Consider the following 17,569-nt stretch of genomic DNA (forward strand, 5'->3'; position numbering starts at 1 on the left):
TTCGGTCTGGAGGCCTAGGGCGACGCTAGGAGTCGGTGCCCTTGGGGTGCGGCTACGAGTCGGTGCCCACGACGGCGACATCCAGCCGCTCGTCCGAGGCCACAGCCTCGAGCACCTCGACGACGGGCTGCAGCCAGGAGCGCGCCTCGTCGCTGAGTTCCGGGTTGGTCAGCACGCGTCGGTAGTCCTCCAGAGCCTCGACGGCGTGCACCCGCTTCGCGTAGCCCACCACCTGGCCGGGGAGCGGCCGCAGCGGCACGGCCAACTGGCGGTCCGCCAACGAACGCAGCGAGTAGTCGCTGTTCAGGCCGCCGCGGGCGAGGTCCCATTCGACCCTGTCGAAGGTCTCCGCGTCCCACGGGATGTCGCGGCGCGCGGCCGACAACTCGTCGAGCCAGGCCTGGAACAGGTGCCAGCTGGGGGCCATGCGGTCCGGCGGAATGTAGGCACCGGTGAGCAGCGCGTCGACATCCGTGCGCTGCGGCAGCGACGGGTCGACCTCGTTGGCCGGATCACGCCGCATCAGGGGGCCGAACCAGTGCCGACGCGACGGCTGGGGGGCCGCGAAACGCTCGGCGGCGACCGCGCGCAGGCGCTCGGCGAGAGGCACCGGAGCGCGGAAGATGTCGCGCACCTCATCGATCGAGATCGCGTAGACGACGAGCCGGTGCATGCTTCCACGTTATCCCGCGCGTAGTATCAACGCAGTGAATCCGAGAAGTCGTCGCCTGATAGTCACGGGGGTCCTGGTGGCCCTCGTGTTGCTTGCTGTCGCCAGCGCCGTGTGGGGCGGCCAGCTGTGATCACCGGTGACGCCCTATGCTGGGCGGTCTGATGAACATCCTCGTCCGTAGCGCAGCAGCCTCGCTGGCCGGCGGCCTGGCGCTTGCCACGGCCGTGCTGCCGGCATTCGCAGAGGACGTCCCCATCCCCGAGAGTGCAGCGCCGCTGGTGGGCATGGCCTACGACCCCGGCAACGAGGAACTCTGGCTCGCCGGCGCAGACGCGGACCAGGGCACGCTGGTGGACGCCACGGGCGAGAAGGAAGTCACGTTCACCGCAGACCTCGTCTCGGTGCAGGCACTGTCCTGGTCCGGCGACAGGCTCTGGGTCGGCGACATCGGAGACCCCAGAAGCACCCGCGACACCATCGTCGTCTACCGCCTCGGCTCCACCGACGGCGGGCGCACCACGTACCACGCCTACGACTTCCAGTACGAGGACCAGCCGCAGGACGCCCAGGCGATGCTCATCTCCGGGCGCGGCAACATCTACATCGTCACCGGCGGCGAATCCCCGGGCGTCTACCGTGTGCGCGGCGACATCAGTCGCGAGGACATGAACACCCTCGTGCGGGTCTACGACGCGCCTGAGGGCGTGACCGACGGCGTCTTCCTCAGCGACGGCTCCACCATGGCGCTGCGCACCACCGCCGGCATCGAGTACATCGACGCCCTGCGGTGGGAACCGCTCGTCACCGACACCATCGTCGGGGCCCCGGAGGGCGAATCCATCGCGAGGGGTGCCGACGACGAACTCTTCGTCGGCGGCAACCCCGCCGTCCGCGTCAGCGAGGTGCCCGGCGAGGACGTGACGACCACCGTGGCGCCGGAGGTGGCGGAGTCGCCGTCAGCAGAGCCGTCCACGACGGCACCGACAGCCACGGGGAGCGAGGAACCCGCCGCCCCCGAACCTGCCGCCGAAGAAGGCCCGGCAAGGGCCGGCACCATCACGGCGTTGGCACTGGCTGCGGCCGTGGCGCTCGCCGCCGGCGTCGTCACCTACCTCTGGCGCAACTGACTTACAGCCGCTCGATCACGTAGTCGAGGCACGCGGTGAGCGCCTCCACGTCGTCGGGATCAACTGACGCGTAACAGCCGACGCGCAACTGGTTGCGGTTCAGCGCCCGGTACGGATCCACGTCGCGGATGCCGTTGTCCCGCAACGCCGCGATGACCGTGGCCGCGTTGACGCTCTCGTCCAGGTCGATCGTGGCGACGACGGGGGAGCGGTGCGCCGGGTCCGTCACGAACGGCGACGCGAAGCTGCGCGCTTCGGCCCAGTCATACAGCGTCTGGCTGGAGCGGCGGCAGCGCGCCGCGACCTCCGCCATCCCGCCGAGGTCCAGCATCCATTGGATCTGGTCCTCGAGCAGCAGCAGCGTGGCCAGCGCGGGGGTGTTGAGCGTCTGGTTCTTCCGCGAGTTGCTGACCGCGGTGCTGAAATCCAGGATTTCGGGGATGTAGCGCCCCCCGGCCTTGATCCGCTCCGCCCGCTCGACGGCAGCGGGCGAGGCGAACGCGAGCCAGAGCCCGCCGTCGGAGGAGAAGTTCTTCTGCGGGGCGAAGTAGTAGACGTCCGTCTCCGAGATGTCGGCATCGATGCCGCCGGCGGCAGAGGTGGCGTCGATCAGCACGATGGAATCCGGGTCGCCACGGCGCACGACGGGGGCCGCAGCGCCGGTTGAAGTCTCGTTCTGCGCCCAGGCGTGGACGTCCGAGTCGCGGCTATCGGGCAGCGCGACGCCGCCCGCCGGGGCCTCGAAGATCGCCGGGTCGTCGAGGTGCGGCGCGCGCGAGGCGGCGCGGGCGAACTTGCGGGTGAACTCGCCGAAGACGCCGTGGGCCGAGCGCTGCTCGATCAGCGAGAAGACGGCCATGTCCCAGAACAGGGTGGAACCGCCGTTGCCGAGCACCACCTCGTAGCCGTCGGGCAGGCGGTACAGCTCGGACAGGCCCGCCTGAATGGTGGCGACCAGTTCGCGGACCGGGGCCTGACGATGCGAGGTGCCCATGATGTCGGAGCGCAGGCCCAGGTAGTCGAGGGCCTCGGGGCGAACCTTCGCCGGGCCGGAGCCGAACCGGCCGTCGAGCGGGAGCAGATCGTCGGGGATCATCATGGGGGCAATCTTCTCATCTCACCCGACCTGCACATTTCGGGGATCCATGTTCAGGGCCGCGAAACGGGTGGTGTTGGATGGAGCCATGGCCGTTACGCAGATCAAGGTTGCCCACGCAGTCACTCCCGAAGGCGTCGTCGACGACGCGGTCCTCACCGTCGACGGTGACCGTATCGTCTCCGTCGAATCCGGTGGCGGGGGAGAGGGCACCCTCTGGGCAGTCCCGGGATTCGTCGACTCGCACTGCCACGGGGCCGTCGGTGTCGCCTTCGGCAACCCCGACCGAGAGGCCAACCTGCGGGCAGTCGACTACCACCGCAAGCAGGGCTCCACCACGGTGTTCGCCTCCACGGTGACCGAACCCATCGAGAAGCTCGAGGCGCAGTTGGCCGTCCTGAAGGAACTGGTCGAGGCCGGCGAACTGGGCGGCATCCACCTGGAGGGTCCTTTCCTGGCCGAGGCCAAGAAGGGCGCCCACGACCCCGCGCTGTTGCGCGACCCTGATCCGGAATCCGTCGAGCGCCTCATCGCCGCCGGCGGCGACGCCCTGAAGATGATCACGCTCGCCGTCGAACGCGACCACGGCGAGGAAGCCACCCGCCGCTTCGTCGAGGCCGGGGTCCATGTGGCCTTCGGCCACTCGGATGCCGATGACGTGACCACTGCGGAATCCATCGAGTGGGGCGCCGACATCGCCACCCACCTGTTCTCCGCCATGCGCTCTATCCACCACCGCGAGCCCGGCCCCGTGCCGGTGCTGCTCTCCGACGAGCGCGTGATGGTGGAGCTGATTTGCGACGGCATCCACCACGCCCCGGTGATCGCCGCCATGTCCATCGACGCCGCCGGACCGGGCCGCGTCGCGCTGGTGACCGACGCCATGAGCGCCACCGGCATCGGCGACGGAAACTACCTCCTCGGCGAGCTCGAGGTGGAGGTCAAGGACGGCACCGCCCGCCTCGTGACCACCGATGGCAGCCAGGGCGCCATCGCTGGCTCCACCCTGACCATGGCCCGCGCCTTCGAGTTCGTCGTGCAGGAGGTCGGCGTCTCGATCCCCGACGCGGCGCTCATGGCGTCGACCACCCCGGCGAAGTGGCACGGCGTGCCGGACGTCGGCGAACTCGCGCCCGGGAAGTTCGCGGACGTGTGCCTCGTGGACGACGACGGCGTGCTGAGGGGCGTGCTGCGCCGAGGCGAGTGGATCGTCGCCCCCCACGCCGGTTGAGGGGCCCAAGCCGCGGCTCCAGGCTTCTCGCAACCACGCCGGGGCTAGGATGGCCGGGGAAAGGGGGTGGCGATGAGTGACCTGATCGACACCACGGAGATGTATCTCCGCACGGTGTATGAGCTGCTCGAAGAGGGGATACCGCCGCTTCGGGCCCGCATCGCTGAGAGACTCCACCAGTCCGGTCCCACCGTCTCGCAGACCGTGGGGCGGATGGAACGAGACGGACTCCTCGTCGTCGACGAGGACCGCACCATCAAGCTGACGCGCACCGGCGCCAAGCTGGCGCGCGACGTCATGCGCAAGCACCGCCTCGCTGAATGCCTGCTCACGGAGGTCATCGGCCTCGAGTGGGAGAAGGTGCACGACGAGGCCTGCCGTTGGGAGCACGTCATTTCCCTGGACGTGGAGAAGCGCCTCGTCGCGATCCTCGATTCCCCCACCCACTCGCCCTACGGCAACCCCATTCCCGGGCTGCACGAACTCGGCATCGACGTGGACCACCAACCGTTCCGCGAAGGCGCGGACCCGCTCACCGACATGGTGACCGAGGAACCGCAGCGGTTCGTGCTGCAACGCATGAGCGAGAACCTCCAGGCCGACGCGCACTCGCTGGGGCTCCTGGCGCGCACCGGCTTCGGACCTGACACCCCCTTCGAGGCGGTGAGGATCGGCAACATGGTGCACATCACCGTCGGCGAGGCCGCCGTCGACGTGCCCGTGCACACTGCGGAACTGCTGTTCGTGAGCCCCGAGTGAGCGACATCGACGGCGTGCTGAGGTGGTTCGGCACCCGCAAGCCCGGCGCCATGGAGGAGGTGCTGTCCCGCTCCTACGGAGGTGACCGCACCCCCTACGAGTGGCTGGCGCGGGCAGTGTCGTCGTCGGCCGTGACCGTGCTCGACCTGGCCTGCGGCGCCGGGGCGATGATCGAGCGGCTGCAGCGGCCGGGCCGCACCGTCATCGGCCTGGACCGTTCAGAGGCGGAGCTGCGCGAGGCGCAGCGACGCGGCCGCGGCCCGCTGGTGCAGGCGCACGCCTCCTACCTGCCGTTCGCCGACAACAGCTTCGACGCGGTGGTCAGCTCGATCGGCATCTCCGTCGTGGCGGACCGTCCACGGTTCCTGGCGGAGGCCGCCCGTGTGCTGAGGCCCGGTGGTGTGTTCGCCGCACTCACGCCGTCGCTGCGTCCCGCGAACATCGAGGACCTGAAGATCGTCAGCCGTCTGGGCGGCTACCTGCGCACCACCCCGCACCTCCCGGGCGTCACCGAGTTCACGGCCAAGCGTGCGCTGGGTGAGGTGGGCCTCACCAAGGCCGAGGACAAGCGGGCGAAGTACTACTACGAACTGGCCAGCGAGGAGGACGCGGAACACTTCCTCGCCGGGCTCCGCGCCCCCGTCGACGCCAGCCGCACGGCCGCCACGCTCGATTTCCTCCGCCAGCGGCTCCGGATCGGCCCCGTCAAGGTGCCGCTGCCGATGCGCCGCATCATCGCGATCAAGTAATTTCCTGCCGGGCTGGGACTCTGTCGGTCCATAGGAAGTGGCAGCGAGCCGGGGTATGGTCGAAGTGTCGGGCGGAATATCCCGTAATCCCACCGCGTTGCACTACGTGGAAACGACGACGAAAGGTGTCACCCATGGCGACCACTGACCTGACTGCTGTTGATTTCGAGAGCACGGTCAAGGACAACGAGATCGTGCTGGTCGACTTCTGGGCCGACTGGTGCGGACCGTGTAAGCGTTTTGCGCCGATCTACGATGACGCCTCCGTGCGGCACGACGACGTCGTGTTCGCGAAGGTCGACACCGAAGACGCTCGCGACCTTGCGGCTGCGCTGGAGATCCAGTCCATCCCCACGTTGATGGGCTTCAAGTCCGGCCAGCTGGTGTTCCGCCAGGCCGGCATGCTCAGCGGCAAGCAGCTCGACTCCGTGATCGAGCAGATCCGCGACCTCGACATCGAGGCCGCGCTCGCCGATCAGCAGAAGAAGTAACCCGCAGACCACCAACGAACGGCGGCCCGTCCCCACTCCGGGGGCGGGCCGCCGTCGTCGTGGGTGAGCACCTGGATGGGGTCACCGGTTCTGTAACCCTGTTGGTCGGCGTGTCGCGCCCGTGACCCCATCCAATTGCTCATGGGCACGGCGCGGCCCCAACGTTTGGGGACACCCCCTCTGGAGGCAAATACCCCCGCCCCCTACTATGACCAGTAGTAGTAAGGGAAAGGGACGACGATGACCTCCGACCGCAAGGACATGACGGTCCAACCGGATCTCAGTGCGAGCCAAGGACGGGTGGCGGCGGTACGCTCGCGCCGTCCCATCTACCTGGACATGCTCCCGCCGTGCAACGCGGGGTGCCCGGCGGGCGAGAACATCCAGGAATGGCTGAGGCTCATCAAGGCCGGCGAGGCGGAGGCGGCCTGGCGACAGCTAGTGGCCGACAACCCGTTCCCCGCCGTCCACGGGCGCGTCTGCTACCACCCGTGCGAGACCGCCTGCAACCGTCAGGAGCTCGACTCCGCCGTCAGCATCCACTCCGTGGAGCGCTACCTGGGCGACCTCGCCATCGAGAAGGGCTGGCAGTTCCCCAAGGGCCGCCGCGCCTCCGGCCGCCGCGTGATGGTGGTGGGCGCAGGTCCCTCAGGCCTCTCCGCCGCGTACCACCTCGCCCGCCTCGGCCATGCCGTGGAGATCTTCGACGCCGGGGACCTCCCCGGCGGCATGATGCGCTACGGCATCCCCGAGTACCGCCTCCCACGCAACGTGCTGGACGCCGAGATCGACCGCCTCCGCGAGATGGGCATCGTCTTCCGGCAGAACACCCCCATCAAGGACCTCCTGGCCATGCAGGAGCAGGGCCGGTTCGACGCGGTGTTCGTCGCCGTCGGCGCCCACATCTCCAAGCGCGTCGACATCCCCTCGGCAGACGCCACACGGGTCGTCGACGCGGTGAGCTTCCTGCGCGACGTCGCCTCGGGAGAGCGGCCGATCATCGGCCGCCGGGTCGCCGTCTACGGCGGCGGCAACACGGCCATGGACGCAGCCCGGGTCGCCCGGCGGCTCGGCGCGGAGGAGTCGGTCGTCGTCTACCGGCGCACCGAGGAACAGATGCCCGCCCACGCCGAGGAACTCGAGGGCGCCCAGACAGAGGGCGTCAAGATGAACTGGCTGCGCACCATCAAGGAGATGCACGACGAGGACCTCACCGTCGAGGTCATGGAGATCGACGAGGAGGGCAGGGCCCGCGGCACCGGCAGGTACGAGACGCTCACCGCCGACACCGTCATCCTCGCGCTCGGCCAGCGCGCCGACACCGACTTCCTCCGCGCCATCCCCGGCATGAGCTTCAACGACGACGTGGTCGACGTCGATCCGCATTCGCTGATGACCGCGGTGCCCGGCATCTTCGCCGGCGGCGACGCCGTGCCGTCGGACCGGACCGTCACCATCGGCACCGGCCACGGCAAGAAGGCGGCCAAGCGGATCGACGCCTACCTCAACACCGAGGAATGGGTCACGCCGCTGAAGCATCCCGTCGTCACCCTTGACCAGATGAACGTGTGGTACTTCGGCGACCACGGCCGTCGGCAGCACCAGGAGACGGAGGGGGAGGACCGCATCGGCGACTTCGCCGAGATCGTCTCCGGCCTCACCGACGAGGAGGCGAACTTCGAGGCGCGCCGGTGCCTCAGTTGCGGTAACTGCTTCGAGTGCGACGGCTGCTTCGGCGCCTGCCCGGAGGACGCCGTCATCAAGCTGGGCAAGGGCAACCGGTACCGCTTTGACTACGAGAAATGTACGGGCTGTGCCACCTGCTACGAGCAGTGCCCGGTGCACGCCATCGAGATGATTCCGGAGGGAGGACGATGAGCAGCCTGCAGGCCATCATCGACGGCAACGAGGCAGCGGCTGATGTCGCCTACCGGGTGAGCGAACTGTGCTCGATCTACCCCATCACTCCCAGCTCCACCATGGCGGAGCTCGCCGACGAGTGGATGGCGCACCACCGCCCCAACATCTACGGGCAGGTGCCCACCGTCATCGAGATGCAGTCCGAGGGCGGCGCCGCCGGCGCGATGCACGGCGCGTTGCAGGGTGGTGCTCTGTCGACGACGTTCACCGCGTCGCAGGGTCTCCTGCTGATGATCCCCAACATGTACCGCATCGCCGGCGAGCTGACCTCGACGGTGTTCCACGTGGCCGCGCGCTCCCTGGCGACGCAGGGCCTGTCCATCTTCGGCGACCACCAGGACGTCATGGCCGTGCGGCAGACGGGCGTGTGCCTGCTCAGCTCCGCGTCGGTGCAGGAGGCCCACGACATGGCCGCCATCGCGCACCACGCCACGCTGCGCACGCGCCTGCCGTTCGTGCACTTCTTCGACGGGTTCCGCACCTCGCACGAGCTCAACACCATGACGCGTCTCACCGACGACCAGCTGCGCGCCTTCATCCCGCGCGACCTCGTGCTCGAGCACCGCGGCCGCGCCCTCAGCCCCGCCAACCCGTTCATCCGCGGCACCGCGCAGAACCCGGACACCTACTTCCAGTCACGCGAGACGTCCAACGCGTTCTACGAGTGGGTGCCCGGCGTGCTGACGGATGCCATGCGCCAGTTCGAGGCGCTCACCGGCCGCAGCTACGGCCTCGTCGAGTACCACGGCGCCGAGGACGCGGAGCGGGTTGTCATCATCATGGGCTCCGGCATCGAGGCCGTCACCCCCGTGGTCGACAGGCTCAATGCCGACGGCGGGCGCGTCGGGGTCATCCAGATGCGCCTGTACCGCCCCTTCCCGACGGAGGCCCTGCTCGCCGCGCTGCCCGACAGCGTGCGGCGCCTCGCGGTGCTGGACCGCACCAAGGAGCCCGGCGCCTCAGGCGAGCCGATGTTCCTCGACGTCAGTTCCGTGCTGGGCGAGGCGGTCGCCAACGGTCGGCGGGCCTCGCTGCCCCAGATGATCGGTGGTCGCTACGGCCTGTCGTCGAAGGAGTTCACGCCCGCGATGGTGCAGGCGATCTTCGATGAGCTGGGCGCCGAGCACCCGCGGCCCCGGTTCACCGTCGGCATCAACGACGACGTGACGCACCTGTCGCTCGACTACGACCCGACGTTGGACCTCGAGGACCCCGAGACCCTGCGCGCCGTGTTCTACGGGCTGGGCTCCGACGGCACCGTCGGCGCCAACAAGAACACCATCAAGATCCTCGGCTCATCGGAGGACCTGTTCGCCCAGGGCTACTTCGTCTACGACTCGAAGAAATCCGGCTCGCGCACCGTCTCGCACCTCCGGTTCGGCCCCAACCCGATCAAGGCGCCGTACCTGGTCAGCCAGGCAGGCTTCATCGGCTGCCACCACTGGTCCATCCTGGAGCGCGTCGACGTGCTGGAGTTCGCGCGGCCCGGCACCACGCTGCTGCTCAACTCCCCGTACGGCCCACGCGAGACGTGGCACCACCTGCCGCAGCCCATGCAGGAGAAGATCATCCAACTGGGCCTCAAGGTCTACGTGATCGACGCCGGCAAGGTGGCACGCGCGGCGGGCCTGGGCAGCCGCACCAACACCATCCTGCAGACCTGCTTCTTCGCCATCTCCGGCGTGCTCGACAGGGAACTGGCGATCCGCAAGATCAAGGACGCCATCTCCAAGACCTACGCCCGCAAGTCGGCCGAGGTCGTCCGGAAGAACCACGAGGCGGTCGATTCCGCGCTCGCGGACCTCTTCCAACTCGACATCCCCGTCGATGCCACCTCCGGCCGGGGCTTCATCCCCCCGGTGCCGTCGGATGCCCCCGAGTTCGTCCGCACCGTCACCGCGACCATGCTGCAGGGCCGCGGCGACGACCTGCCCGTCTCGGCGCTGCCCGTCGACGGCACGTACCCCTCCGGCACGACGAAGTTCGAGAAGCGCAACATCTCCGAGATCGTCGCCGAGTGGGATGAGGAGGCCTGCATCCAGTGCGGCAACTGCGCCTTCGTCTGCCCGCACGCCGTGCTGCGTGCCAAGTCCTACCCGACCGAGATGCTCGACGGCGCGCCCGACGGCTTCCTCAGCGCCCCCCTGAACGCCGTCGGCCTCCCGTCGACGAGTTACACGTTGCAGGTCTACGTCGAGGACTGCACCGGTTGCGGCCTCTGTGTGGAGGCGTGCCCCGTCAAACCCATCGGTCAGCTGAACCGCCGCGCCATCAACCTCGTGCCGAAGCTGGACCGCAGCAAGGACATCGAGGCCGTCGAGTTCTTCGAGGAACTCCCGGTCAACAAGCGCGTCAACGTCGATTTCGGCACCGTGCGCGGCACCCAGTTCCTGGAGCCGCTGTTCGAGTTCTCCGGAGCCTGCTCGGGCTGCGGCGAGACCCCGTACCTGAAGCTGCTCAGCCAGTTGTTCGGCGACCGCGCCACCATCGCCAACGCGACGGGGTGTTCGTCCATCTACGGCGGCAACCTGCCCACCACGCCGTGGGCGAAGAACGCCGAGGGTCGCGGCCCGGCCTGGTCCAACTCCCTGTTCGAGGACAACGCCGAGTTCGGCCTGGGGATGCGGCTGGCCGCGGACCTCCACGAGGACCTGGCCCGCCGTCGGCTCCTGGAGCTGAAGGGGCAGATCGGCGACGACGACCTCGTCGACGCCATCCTGGGCGCGAGGCAGCGGCAGGGCTCCGAGATCGCGGCGCAGATGGAGCGGGTCAAGCTCCTCCTCCCGAAACTCACCGACCTCACCGGCACCGCCGCGGAGGACCTCCGCTCTGTGGCCGACCACCTGGTGCGGCGCTCCGTGTGGATCGTGGGCGGCGACGGCTGGGCCTATGACATCGGCTCCGGTGGCCTGGACCACGTGCTCGCCTCCGGCCGCAACGTCAACATCCTCGTGCTCGACACCGAGGTGTACTCCAACACCGGCGGGCAGGCCTCGAAGTCGACGCCGATGGGCGCCGTCGCGAAGTTCGCCTCCGGCGGGAAGACCACCAACAAGAAGGACCTGGCGCTCCAGGCTTCGGCCTACGGATCCGTCTACGTGGCGCGCGTCGCCATGGGTGCGGACCCGCAGCAGACGCTGAAGGCGTTCCGTGAAGCGGAGGCCTACGACGGCCCCAGCCTGATCATCGCCTACAGCCACTGCATCGCCCAAGGCTTCGACATGCGCAAGGGCCTGGACCAGCAGTACAAGGCGGTCAACTCCGGCCACTGGCCGCTGATGCGCTACAACCCCGTCATCCGCGACGCCGGCGGCAACCCGTTCCTGCTCGACTCCCCGCGCCCGCGGCTGTCGCTGGCCGAGTACCAGTCGGTCGAGCTGCGCTACCGGGTGCTGCGGGCCGCAGATCCGGAGGAGGCCGACCGGCTGCTCTCCCTGGCGCAGGAACAGATCGACCGCCGCTGGGGTGAATACGAACAGCTCGCCGCCCGCGGCGCTGATTCCTTTGCTGCAGACCCGAGGAGAGACTGATGACCGACCTGACCACCACCTACCTGGGCCTCTCCCTGCGCAACCCGGTCGTCGCCTCGGCCGGGCCACTGTCGCAGTCGGTGGCCGGCATCAAGGCGCTGGCCGACGGCGGCGTCGGAGCCGTCGTGATGTATTCGCTGTTCGAGGAACAGCTCCGCCGGGAGGCCGAGGTTGCCGCCGCGCTGGAGGAGATGTACGACAATTCCTTCCCCGAGGCGCTCAGCTACTTCCCGACGGTGCCCGCCTCGCAGAAGGACGCCAGCCACGCATACCTGAAGCTGGTCGAGCAGGGCGCCAAGGCGATCGATGTACCTCTGATCGCCTCGCTGAACGGCGCGTCGATGGGCGGCTGGACCCAACAGGCCCGCCGCCTGGCGGACGCCGGCGCCTCGGCGATCGAGCTGAACATCTACTTCGTGCCCGGTGACATCACGATGACCGGCGCTGCGGTGGAAGAGCGGCACCTCGAGATCGTCGCGGCGGTGAAGAGCACCGTCGACGTGCCCGTGGCCGCGAAGATCAGCCCGTACTTCTCGTCGGTGGGCAACATGGTGCTGCGCTTGGTGGACGCCGGCGCGGACGGCGTGGTGCTGTTCAACCGCTTCCTGCAGCCCGACATCGACGTGGACAGGGTCACCGTCGAATCCGGTGTCTCGCTGAGTTCCCCGGTGGAGGCCCGCCTGCCGCGCACCTGGATCGCTGTGCTCCGCGGCAAGATCGCTGCGTCGCTGGCCGCCACCACGGGCGTGGACCGGCCGGAAGACGTCATCAAATACATCCTGGCTGGGTCAGACGTCGTGATGACCACCTCATCGCTGATCCGACGCGGCCCCGCCTACGCCGAGGTGCTCGTCGACGAACTGGCCGCCTGGTTGGAGGACCGCGACCTGACGCTGCACCAGGCGCGCGGGCTGCTGAGCGTGCCGAAGGAAGCGCCGGCCGACGTCTATGAGCGCGCCGGGTACGTCTCGGCGTTGGAGAAGGCCAAGGCCACCTACGGATCTCTTCGCTGAACGACAGTCCGGAGCGCCGCCGCGCCCGTTGTGCGGGGCGGCTCTCCGGCCGGTATCCTGACCTGGTTGGCCCCGTAGCTCAGGGGATAGAGCACCGCTCTCCTAAAGCGGGTGTCGTTGGTTCGAATCCAACCGGGGTCGCCAATCTTCCCGATGTACCCACGGGCCTTCCTGCCCTCCGGAACCGGGACGGGCTGGATCGCCGCGCCGCCGTGGGTACGCGGATAAGCCTGCGGCCATGGCTGGGGAAAGAAGAGCCGTCCACTTGGCGTCGACTGACCCCAGCGCGCCGGGCCGGAGCGCACTAACCCGGGTAGCCGCCTTCTATGAAGAAGGCCATGTCCAGGACCTTTGCCCTCGTGTAGAGGAGGCCCGTCGGCCGACCGGAGGTGAAATCGAGTGTGGGCAGTCGTGCCTGGTCGATCGAGTTCCTGTTGCGCTGATAAAAGTCAGCGATCTGCCGGAGAGCTGCGGGGCTGAAGGTGGAGACGCCGAAGCCCTTCCGGAAGTACGTGTCGAAGGCGGGCACGCATCCGAACACACCGAGCATGATCTTGGTAACGAGGGTGTCGGATGCCTCGATCGGCAGCAATGCTCCCCGGATGGCCGACGCAGTCCATTGGACGAGTTCGATGCCGTGGGAATCGTAACCATCGAGGTCGAGGGACCACACCTCGTCTGGTGCATTGCTGATGGTCTCGACGAGGGGCGCCAGGTGACGAGCGCTTCGTCGGAAGAGGCCGGAGGAGCCCCGCAGCATGCCCCAACTGGCGAGGTAGAAGGCCAGCTGGAAGCAACTGGCCTGCATGCCGTGAGGATGGCCCCATGTGGCGATTGCTGTCCGATGCTGCTGGAAGTGGTTGAAGCAGTAGTCGAATGAGGCATAGCGCGCTTCGGGGTCGCGATGGATCAGATAGCGGGAAACTGCTGACTCAAGGTCGACGCTGTCTCGTTGTGAGCTCGTGCGCTCGACGCGTTCAGAGGCCACAGAGATTTCGGTGCGTAACTGACTGCCGTGAGGCTCAAAGCGACGGTACAGACCGTGGTCGATCCTGGTGATCAGCGGTCTTCGATGGGCGAACCCGCCACGAGACTCGACGGAGACGTTCGACGTCGCCCCCTGAATGTGAGTCCTGAGCGATTGCTGCTTGACCTCGGGGTAATGGCGGGAAAACCATCCGATGATCTCAGACGCACGGAAGGGCTCGGAGAGACGCTGAACGCACTCCTCCAGTTGGCTCCAGATCGTGTGGTTCACGCATTCATACTCGCTCAAGAAATGCGAGCGCGGGCGGATGGCGCGCGAAATTCGGTGCCCAGGCTCACGGCTGGAATGCGTGCGTGCCCCGGTTCCTCTGCAGGAAGCGCGACACCGCGATGGCCAGTTCCGTCGGGTGCGTGAGCGCGAGATCATGACCCGCCCCCGAGATGCTGACCGTCTGCACGTCAGGGAAGAGTTCCCGGACCCAGGCCTTGGTCTGGCGGAACATCGGCCCGCTGTCGGTCCCGCCGACGTACAACACCGGGGCACCCAGGGAAACGGCCTCGTCCGGCCCGTAGCGCCAGGTCAGGAGGGCCGGGATGTCGCGGCCGAAGAACGCCGCCGCGTCGCGCTCGATCCGTTCAACCGACCCCGGCGCCAGTGCCTCCTGGCGGCGTCGCCACTCCGGCCCGACGAGCATGACCATGAACGCTTCCAGCGCGGCGGCGGCACCGTCGCGCTCGTACACGTCCATCAGCCTGCGGCTCGCCGTGACGAAGTCCGTGGCGGATGGTGCATGCCGGGGTGGCGGCTCGATGGCCACGACCGAGCGGACGGCCGCCGGCGCCAGCGAAGCGAGGTGCAACGCCACTGCCGCCGAGTAGCTCACGCCGATGACGTGGGCGGGCACCGCGTCCAGTTCTTCGAGGACGGCGAGGCAGTCCAGCGCGTCGGATTCAATCGTGGCGGGGGCTGTAATGGTGGTCGTGCTCGACCCGTAGCCACGTCGGTTGAAGGTGATCGCCCGGAAATGCCCACGCAGCAGTTCGTGGCGCGAGAACGATGTCGTCTCGTCCACGGACAGCGCGGTCCGCACGACGAGGACCGCCTCTCCCGATCCGTCGGCAGTGACGGCGAGCCTTCCCTCGGGCACCGGAACCCATGAAGTGGTCACCAGGCCACTGTGTCACCGGCGAGTTGCATCCACTAGTAGCAGCGGAGGCCGGAACTGCGCTCCCCCCAGCGCAGTCCCGACAGGTTTTCCCCCCAGCGCAGCGGGCTCAGAGCCCGACTGAATCCGCCCCGTGCTCGGCCTGTGCCTGCGAGAATCCCTCGTAGAGCAACTGGTCCACCAGGCCGGAGCGCGAGAATCCGCCCATCTCCAGGTACGACTTCGCCTTCAGCGCCGCCTGCTCCATCCAGTCGACGGTGACGTTGGCCACCCCGTAGAGGGCCTCCTCGGACGTGAAGCCCTCGTACTCGAGCTGGTCCACCAGACCCGACTCCGAGAAGGCGGTGAACTCGAGGTACGACTCGGCCTTCAGCGCGGCCTGCTCCATCCAGTCGGCGCCGATCGCGTCAGCGGCGAACTCGGCGTCCGCAGTGGCGAAGCCCTCGTACTCGAGCTGGCCGATCAAACCGGTGCGCGAGAACGGGGCGAAGCTGATGTAGTTCTCGGCGCTGACGACCGCCTGGCCCTGGGTGACGCTGAGGCCCGGATCCGCCGGCTCCTCCACCACGGGCTCTTCCACCGGCTCCACCGGCGTCGTCTCAGGGGCGGCTTCCGCCGTGGGCTCGAGTGCTGCCACCTCCGTGGTGGCTGCCGCCGGGGTGGTTTCCTGGAGCGGCTCCGCGGTGGTCTCCTCGACCGGTGCGACAGACGTGGTCTCCGCCGTTGCGCTGACGCCGGCCAAGGGCGCGGCCTGCTCGGTGTCATCGCCGCCCTTGGGCAGGATGGCGATGAGGCCGATGAGCGCGACCACCGGGATGATGATGCGCTTCTTCGTGTACCAGGGCCGCCGCGCTGCGGCCGTGGTCTGGGTGGCCTGCGCGGCCTGGTCTGCCCACTGCGTCCCGTCCCAGTACCGGGACGAGCCGTCCGGCTGGGTGTACCAGCCGGCTGGATGCTGCTGTGTCATGTTGGTTCCCCCAATGACGATTGATGTGTACGTCATTGACGCTATAGAGGGGGTCTGACAAAAACTGGGGACCGAAGGAAGATCAGTCGGTGAGTTCGCCGCGCACCAGGGAGTCGCCGGAGTGCGTGGGGGCGTCGTCGAACAGCTCGCGGGAGATGTCGACGATGGTGTAGCCCTCGTCCAACAGTCGCTGCGTCACAGGGAAGCGCTGCTCTCCGTCGGGCTCCAGGATGCCCACCGACACCATCCGCTGGAGGTCTTCGTTGATCAGCCAGACCTCGAAGTAGTCGGCTTCCTTCGCGTCGAACACGGGTGCCTCCACGACAAGGACCAGACCGTCGCCCCCGTCGACCAGGCGGGCGGCGGTAGGCGTGGCGTCGTCGGCGAGGGGGGCGAGTTCTGCGGAGGCCACGGTCACCGGGGCCGCGTCCCGTGACGGGAGCTCGAGCAGTGTGCCGAGGCCGACGCCGACCATGAGGCAGACGGCAGCCGCCAGTAACCAGGGCCATGACCGGGAACGCAGGCCGGACGTGGTGGTGCCGGCGGTGGCCGGTGCGTCGGAGGCCTCGAGGACGCGCGCCCGGAGCCGGGGGGGCGGTGTCGCGGCCAGGCTGGGCGAACCCTGCGCGTCCCTGACCAGCTGCGCGCCCAGGCGGAGATCCGCCACGGCCGAGTTGCAGCGGGGGCACGACGCAAGGTGGGCCGCATACTGATCCGTTGTGTCATCCTCGGCCAGCGCCAGGGAGAGCAACTGGTCGTTCTCGAGGTGGGTCGTCACGATTGGCTCTCCTTCCAGGCGTCCTTCACGATCAACAAGCCCCGTCGGATGTGGCTCTTCACGGTGCCGACGGGCATCTGCAACCTGTCGGCGATCTCCGCGTGCGTCAGGCCATCGTAGAAGGCCAACTGCAACACTTTCCGCTTCGGATCACCCATGGCGTCCAGTACTGCGGTGACGAGGAGGCGGTCGTCGGCGGGCTGCTCTGTGGTGTCCTCCGTGCTGCTGTAGCGGCGGGCCTCGTCCACGCGACGGTTGTGGCGGGCGCGGGATTCCCAATGGTCCGCCACCCGCCGTCGGGCGATCACCAGCAACCAGCCGGGCAACGCCGTCTCACCGGGAACCAGCGATGACCTGCTCGACCAGGCGGAGGCGAAAACCTGCTGGGTGACATCGTCGGCATCGGCATCCGGGGGTGCCACCTTCCGCCGGACGAAGCCGTGGATCAACGGCGACCACCGGTCGTACATCGCCGCGAAGGCCTCTCGTGAGCCCGCGGCGACATCCCGGCTGAGCATCGCAACGTCATCGGAGTCCACACAGAGAGCCTAGGTCAAGAAACGGGCACTGCGCGGGCGATCACGTTGTTCTGGTACCCGCCACGGTCACGGAGATAGGGGCCGCCGCACGTGACCAGGTTGAGGTGGTGCGTCCCGGTGCGGGCGAACAGTTGCGCAAGGTCGAGTTCGGCGCGCGGCACGGAGTCGACCGACTCCACGCGGTAGGCATGCTCAACCCCTGTTGCGTCGAGCACGACGATGACCTCACCGGGGGCCAGCCTGCGAAGGTCCGCCAGAGGTCCGATGCCCAGTTCCTTCGAGTCGACGTGGGCCGCGATCACGGTGGCGCCCTGAGTGTCGCCGGGGGCCGGACCGAAGCGGTACCAGCCAGCCTCTGCGGGATCGGGTGGCAGGGCCATCAGGCCGATGTCGTCGACGCCCTGAGGTGAGACCGGCATGTCGATCTTCAGGGAGGGGATCATCATCCGGGTCGGTGACGGCCGGGTGGTGGCAGCCGCGAGTCCTGCCGAACTGGCACCGACCTGATCAGCCGGTGTGGAGGCAGGCGAGGGGGCTGAGGTC

At 68.4% G+C, this 17,569-nt stretch carries 16 protein-coding genes and 1 tRNA gene; 9 read left to right on the forward strand and 8 right to left on the reverse strand.

Going from position 1 to position 17,569, the window contains the following annotated elements:
* Positions 1-52: 52 nt before the first annotated feature.
* Positions 53-673 carry a hypothetical protein gene (locus C3E87_RS13620; RefSeq protein ID WP_076063871.1) on the reverse strand — a complete coding sequence of 207 codons (621 nt, stop codon included), beginning with the start codon at positions 671-673 and terminating at the stop codon, positions 53-55.
* A gap of 161 nt (positions 674-834) precedes the next feature.
* Between C3E87_RS13620 and C3E87_RS13625 the strand changes: the two genes are divergently transcribed.
* Positions 835-1,800: a hypothetical protein gene (locus C3E87_RS13625; protein ID WP_143571055.1), complete on the forward strand. Its 966-nt coding sequence runs from the start codon at positions 835-837 to the stop codon at positions 1,798-1,800.
* A gap of 1 nt (position 1,801) precedes the next feature.
* Here C3E87_RS13625 and serC read toward each other — a convergent pair whose 3' ends face one another.
* Positions 1,802-2,899 (reverse strand): phosphoserine transaminase, encoded by a 1,098-nt coding sequence (gene serC / locus C3E87_RS13630; protein WP_076063877.1) that lies wholly within the window; start codon positions 2,897-2,899, stop codon positions 1,802-1,804.
* A gap of 85 nt (positions 2,900-2,984) precedes the next feature.
* On the opposite strand from serC, the gene C3E87_RS13635 reads away from it, so the two are divergent.
* From C3E87_RS13635 to C3E87_RS13670, 8 genes are all read left to right on the forward strand, one after another.
* Complete coding sequence (locus C3E87_RS13635; protein WP_076063880.1) at positions 2,985-4,127, forward strand: N-acetylglucosamine-6-phosphate deacetylase; 1,143 nt, start codon at positions 2,985-2,987, stop codon at positions 4,125-4,127.
* Between the two features lie 72 nt (positions 4,128-4,199).
* On the forward strand, positions 4,200-4,886 hold the full coding sequence (locus C3E87_RS13640) for a metal-dependent transcriptional regulator (protein WP_076063882.1): 687 nt from the start codon (positions 4,200-4,202) through the stop codon (positions 4,884-4,886).
* The gene (locus C3E87_RS13645; RefSeq protein WP_076063885.1) at positions 4,883-5,635 is read left to right on the forward strand and encodes a class I SAM-dependent methyltransferase; all 753 of its coding nucleotides are present in this window, start codon (positions 4,883-4,885) and stop codon (positions 5,633-5,635) included. Before C3E87_RS13640 ends, C3E87_RS13645 begins: the two co-directional genes overlap by 4 nt.
* A gap of 134 nt (positions 5,636-5,769) precedes the next feature.
* Complete coding sequence (gene trxA, locus C3E87_RS13650; RefSeq protein ID WP_076063888.1) at positions 5,770-6,126, forward strand: thioredoxin; 357 nt, start codon at positions 5,770-5,772, stop codon at positions 6,124-6,126.
* Positions 6,127-6,366: 240 nt separating this feature from the next.
* Entirely contained in the window at positions 6,367-8,004 is a 1,638-nt protein-coding gene (locus C3E87_RS13655; RefSeq protein WP_076063890.1) for an NAD(P)-binding protein, read from the forward strand.
* The gene (gene nifJ / locus C3E87_RS13660; RefSeq protein WP_076063891.1) at positions 8,001-11,576 is read left to right on the forward strand and encodes a pyruvate:ferredoxin (flavodoxin) oxidoreductase; all 3,576 of its coding nucleotides are present in this window, start codon (positions 8,001-8,003) and stop codon (positions 11,574-11,576) included. The genes C3E87_RS13655 and nifJ overlap by 4 nt, the downstream gene beginning before the upstream one ends.
* Complete coding sequence (locus tag C3E87_RS13665) at positions 11,576-12,589, forward strand: dihydroorotate dehydrogenase-like protein (protein ID WP_076063893.1); 1,014 nt, start codon at positions 11,576-11,578, stop codon at positions 12,587-12,589. Before nifJ ends, C3E87_RS13665 begins: the two co-directional genes overlap by 1 nt.
* A gap of 68 nt (positions 12,590-12,657) precedes the next feature.
* A tRNA-Arg gene (locus C3E87_RS13670) sits at positions 12,658-12,733 on the forward strand.
* A gap of 160 nt (positions 12,734-12,893) precedes the next feature.
* On the opposite strand, the gene C3E87_RS13675 is transcribed toward C3E87_RS13670, so the two are convergent.
* The 6 genes from C3E87_RS13675 to C3E87_RS13700 form a co-directional block, all read right to left on the reverse strand.
* Positions 12,894-13,847: a hypothetical protein gene (locus tag C3E87_RS13675; RefSeq protein ID WP_083665683.1), complete on the reverse strand. Its 954-nt coding sequence runs from the start codon at positions 13,845-13,847 to the stop codon at positions 12,894-12,896.
* Positions 13,848-13,911: 64 nt separating this feature from the next.
* The gene (locus C3E87_RS13680; RefSeq protein ID WP_158069093.1) at positions 13,912-14,745 is read right to left on the reverse strand and encodes an alpha/beta fold hydrolase; all 834 of its coding nucleotides are present in this window, start codon (positions 14,743-14,745) and stop codon (positions 13,912-13,914) included.
* Between the two features lie 106 nt (positions 14,746-14,851).
* The gene (locus C3E87_RS13685) at positions 14,852-15,709 is read right to left on the reverse strand and encodes an Ltp family lipoprotein (RefSeq protein WP_158069094.1); all 858 of its coding nucleotides are present in this window, start codon (positions 15,707-15,709) and stop codon (positions 14,852-14,854) included.
* Between the two features lie 82 nt (positions 15,710-15,791).
* Positions 15,792-16,487, reverse strand: coding sequence for an anti-sigma factor (locus tag C3E87_RS13690; protein ID WP_076063898.1), 696 nt, complete (start codon positions 16,485-16,487; stop codon positions 15,792-15,794).
* Positions 16,484-17,026 carry an RNA polymerase sigma factor gene (locus tag C3E87_RS13695; RefSeq protein WP_083665687.1) on the reverse strand — a complete coding sequence of 181 codons (543 nt, stop codon included), beginning with the start codon at positions 17,024-17,026 and terminating at the stop codon, positions 16,484-16,486. The genes C3E87_RS13690 and C3E87_RS13695 overlap by 4 nt, the downstream gene beginning before the upstream one ends.
* 14 nt (positions 17,027-17,040) lie before the next feature.
* Positions 17,041-17,569: class F sortase (locus C3E87_RS13700; protein WP_143571056.1), on the reverse strand; the 529-nt coding region annotated here is incomplete at its 5' end.

It is taken from the genome of Tessaracoccus sp. ZS01 (assembly GCF_022342445.1).
In the GTDB taxonomy this organism is placed as follows: Bacteria; Actinomycetota; Actinomycetes; order Propionibacteriales; family Propionibacteriaceae; genus Arachnia.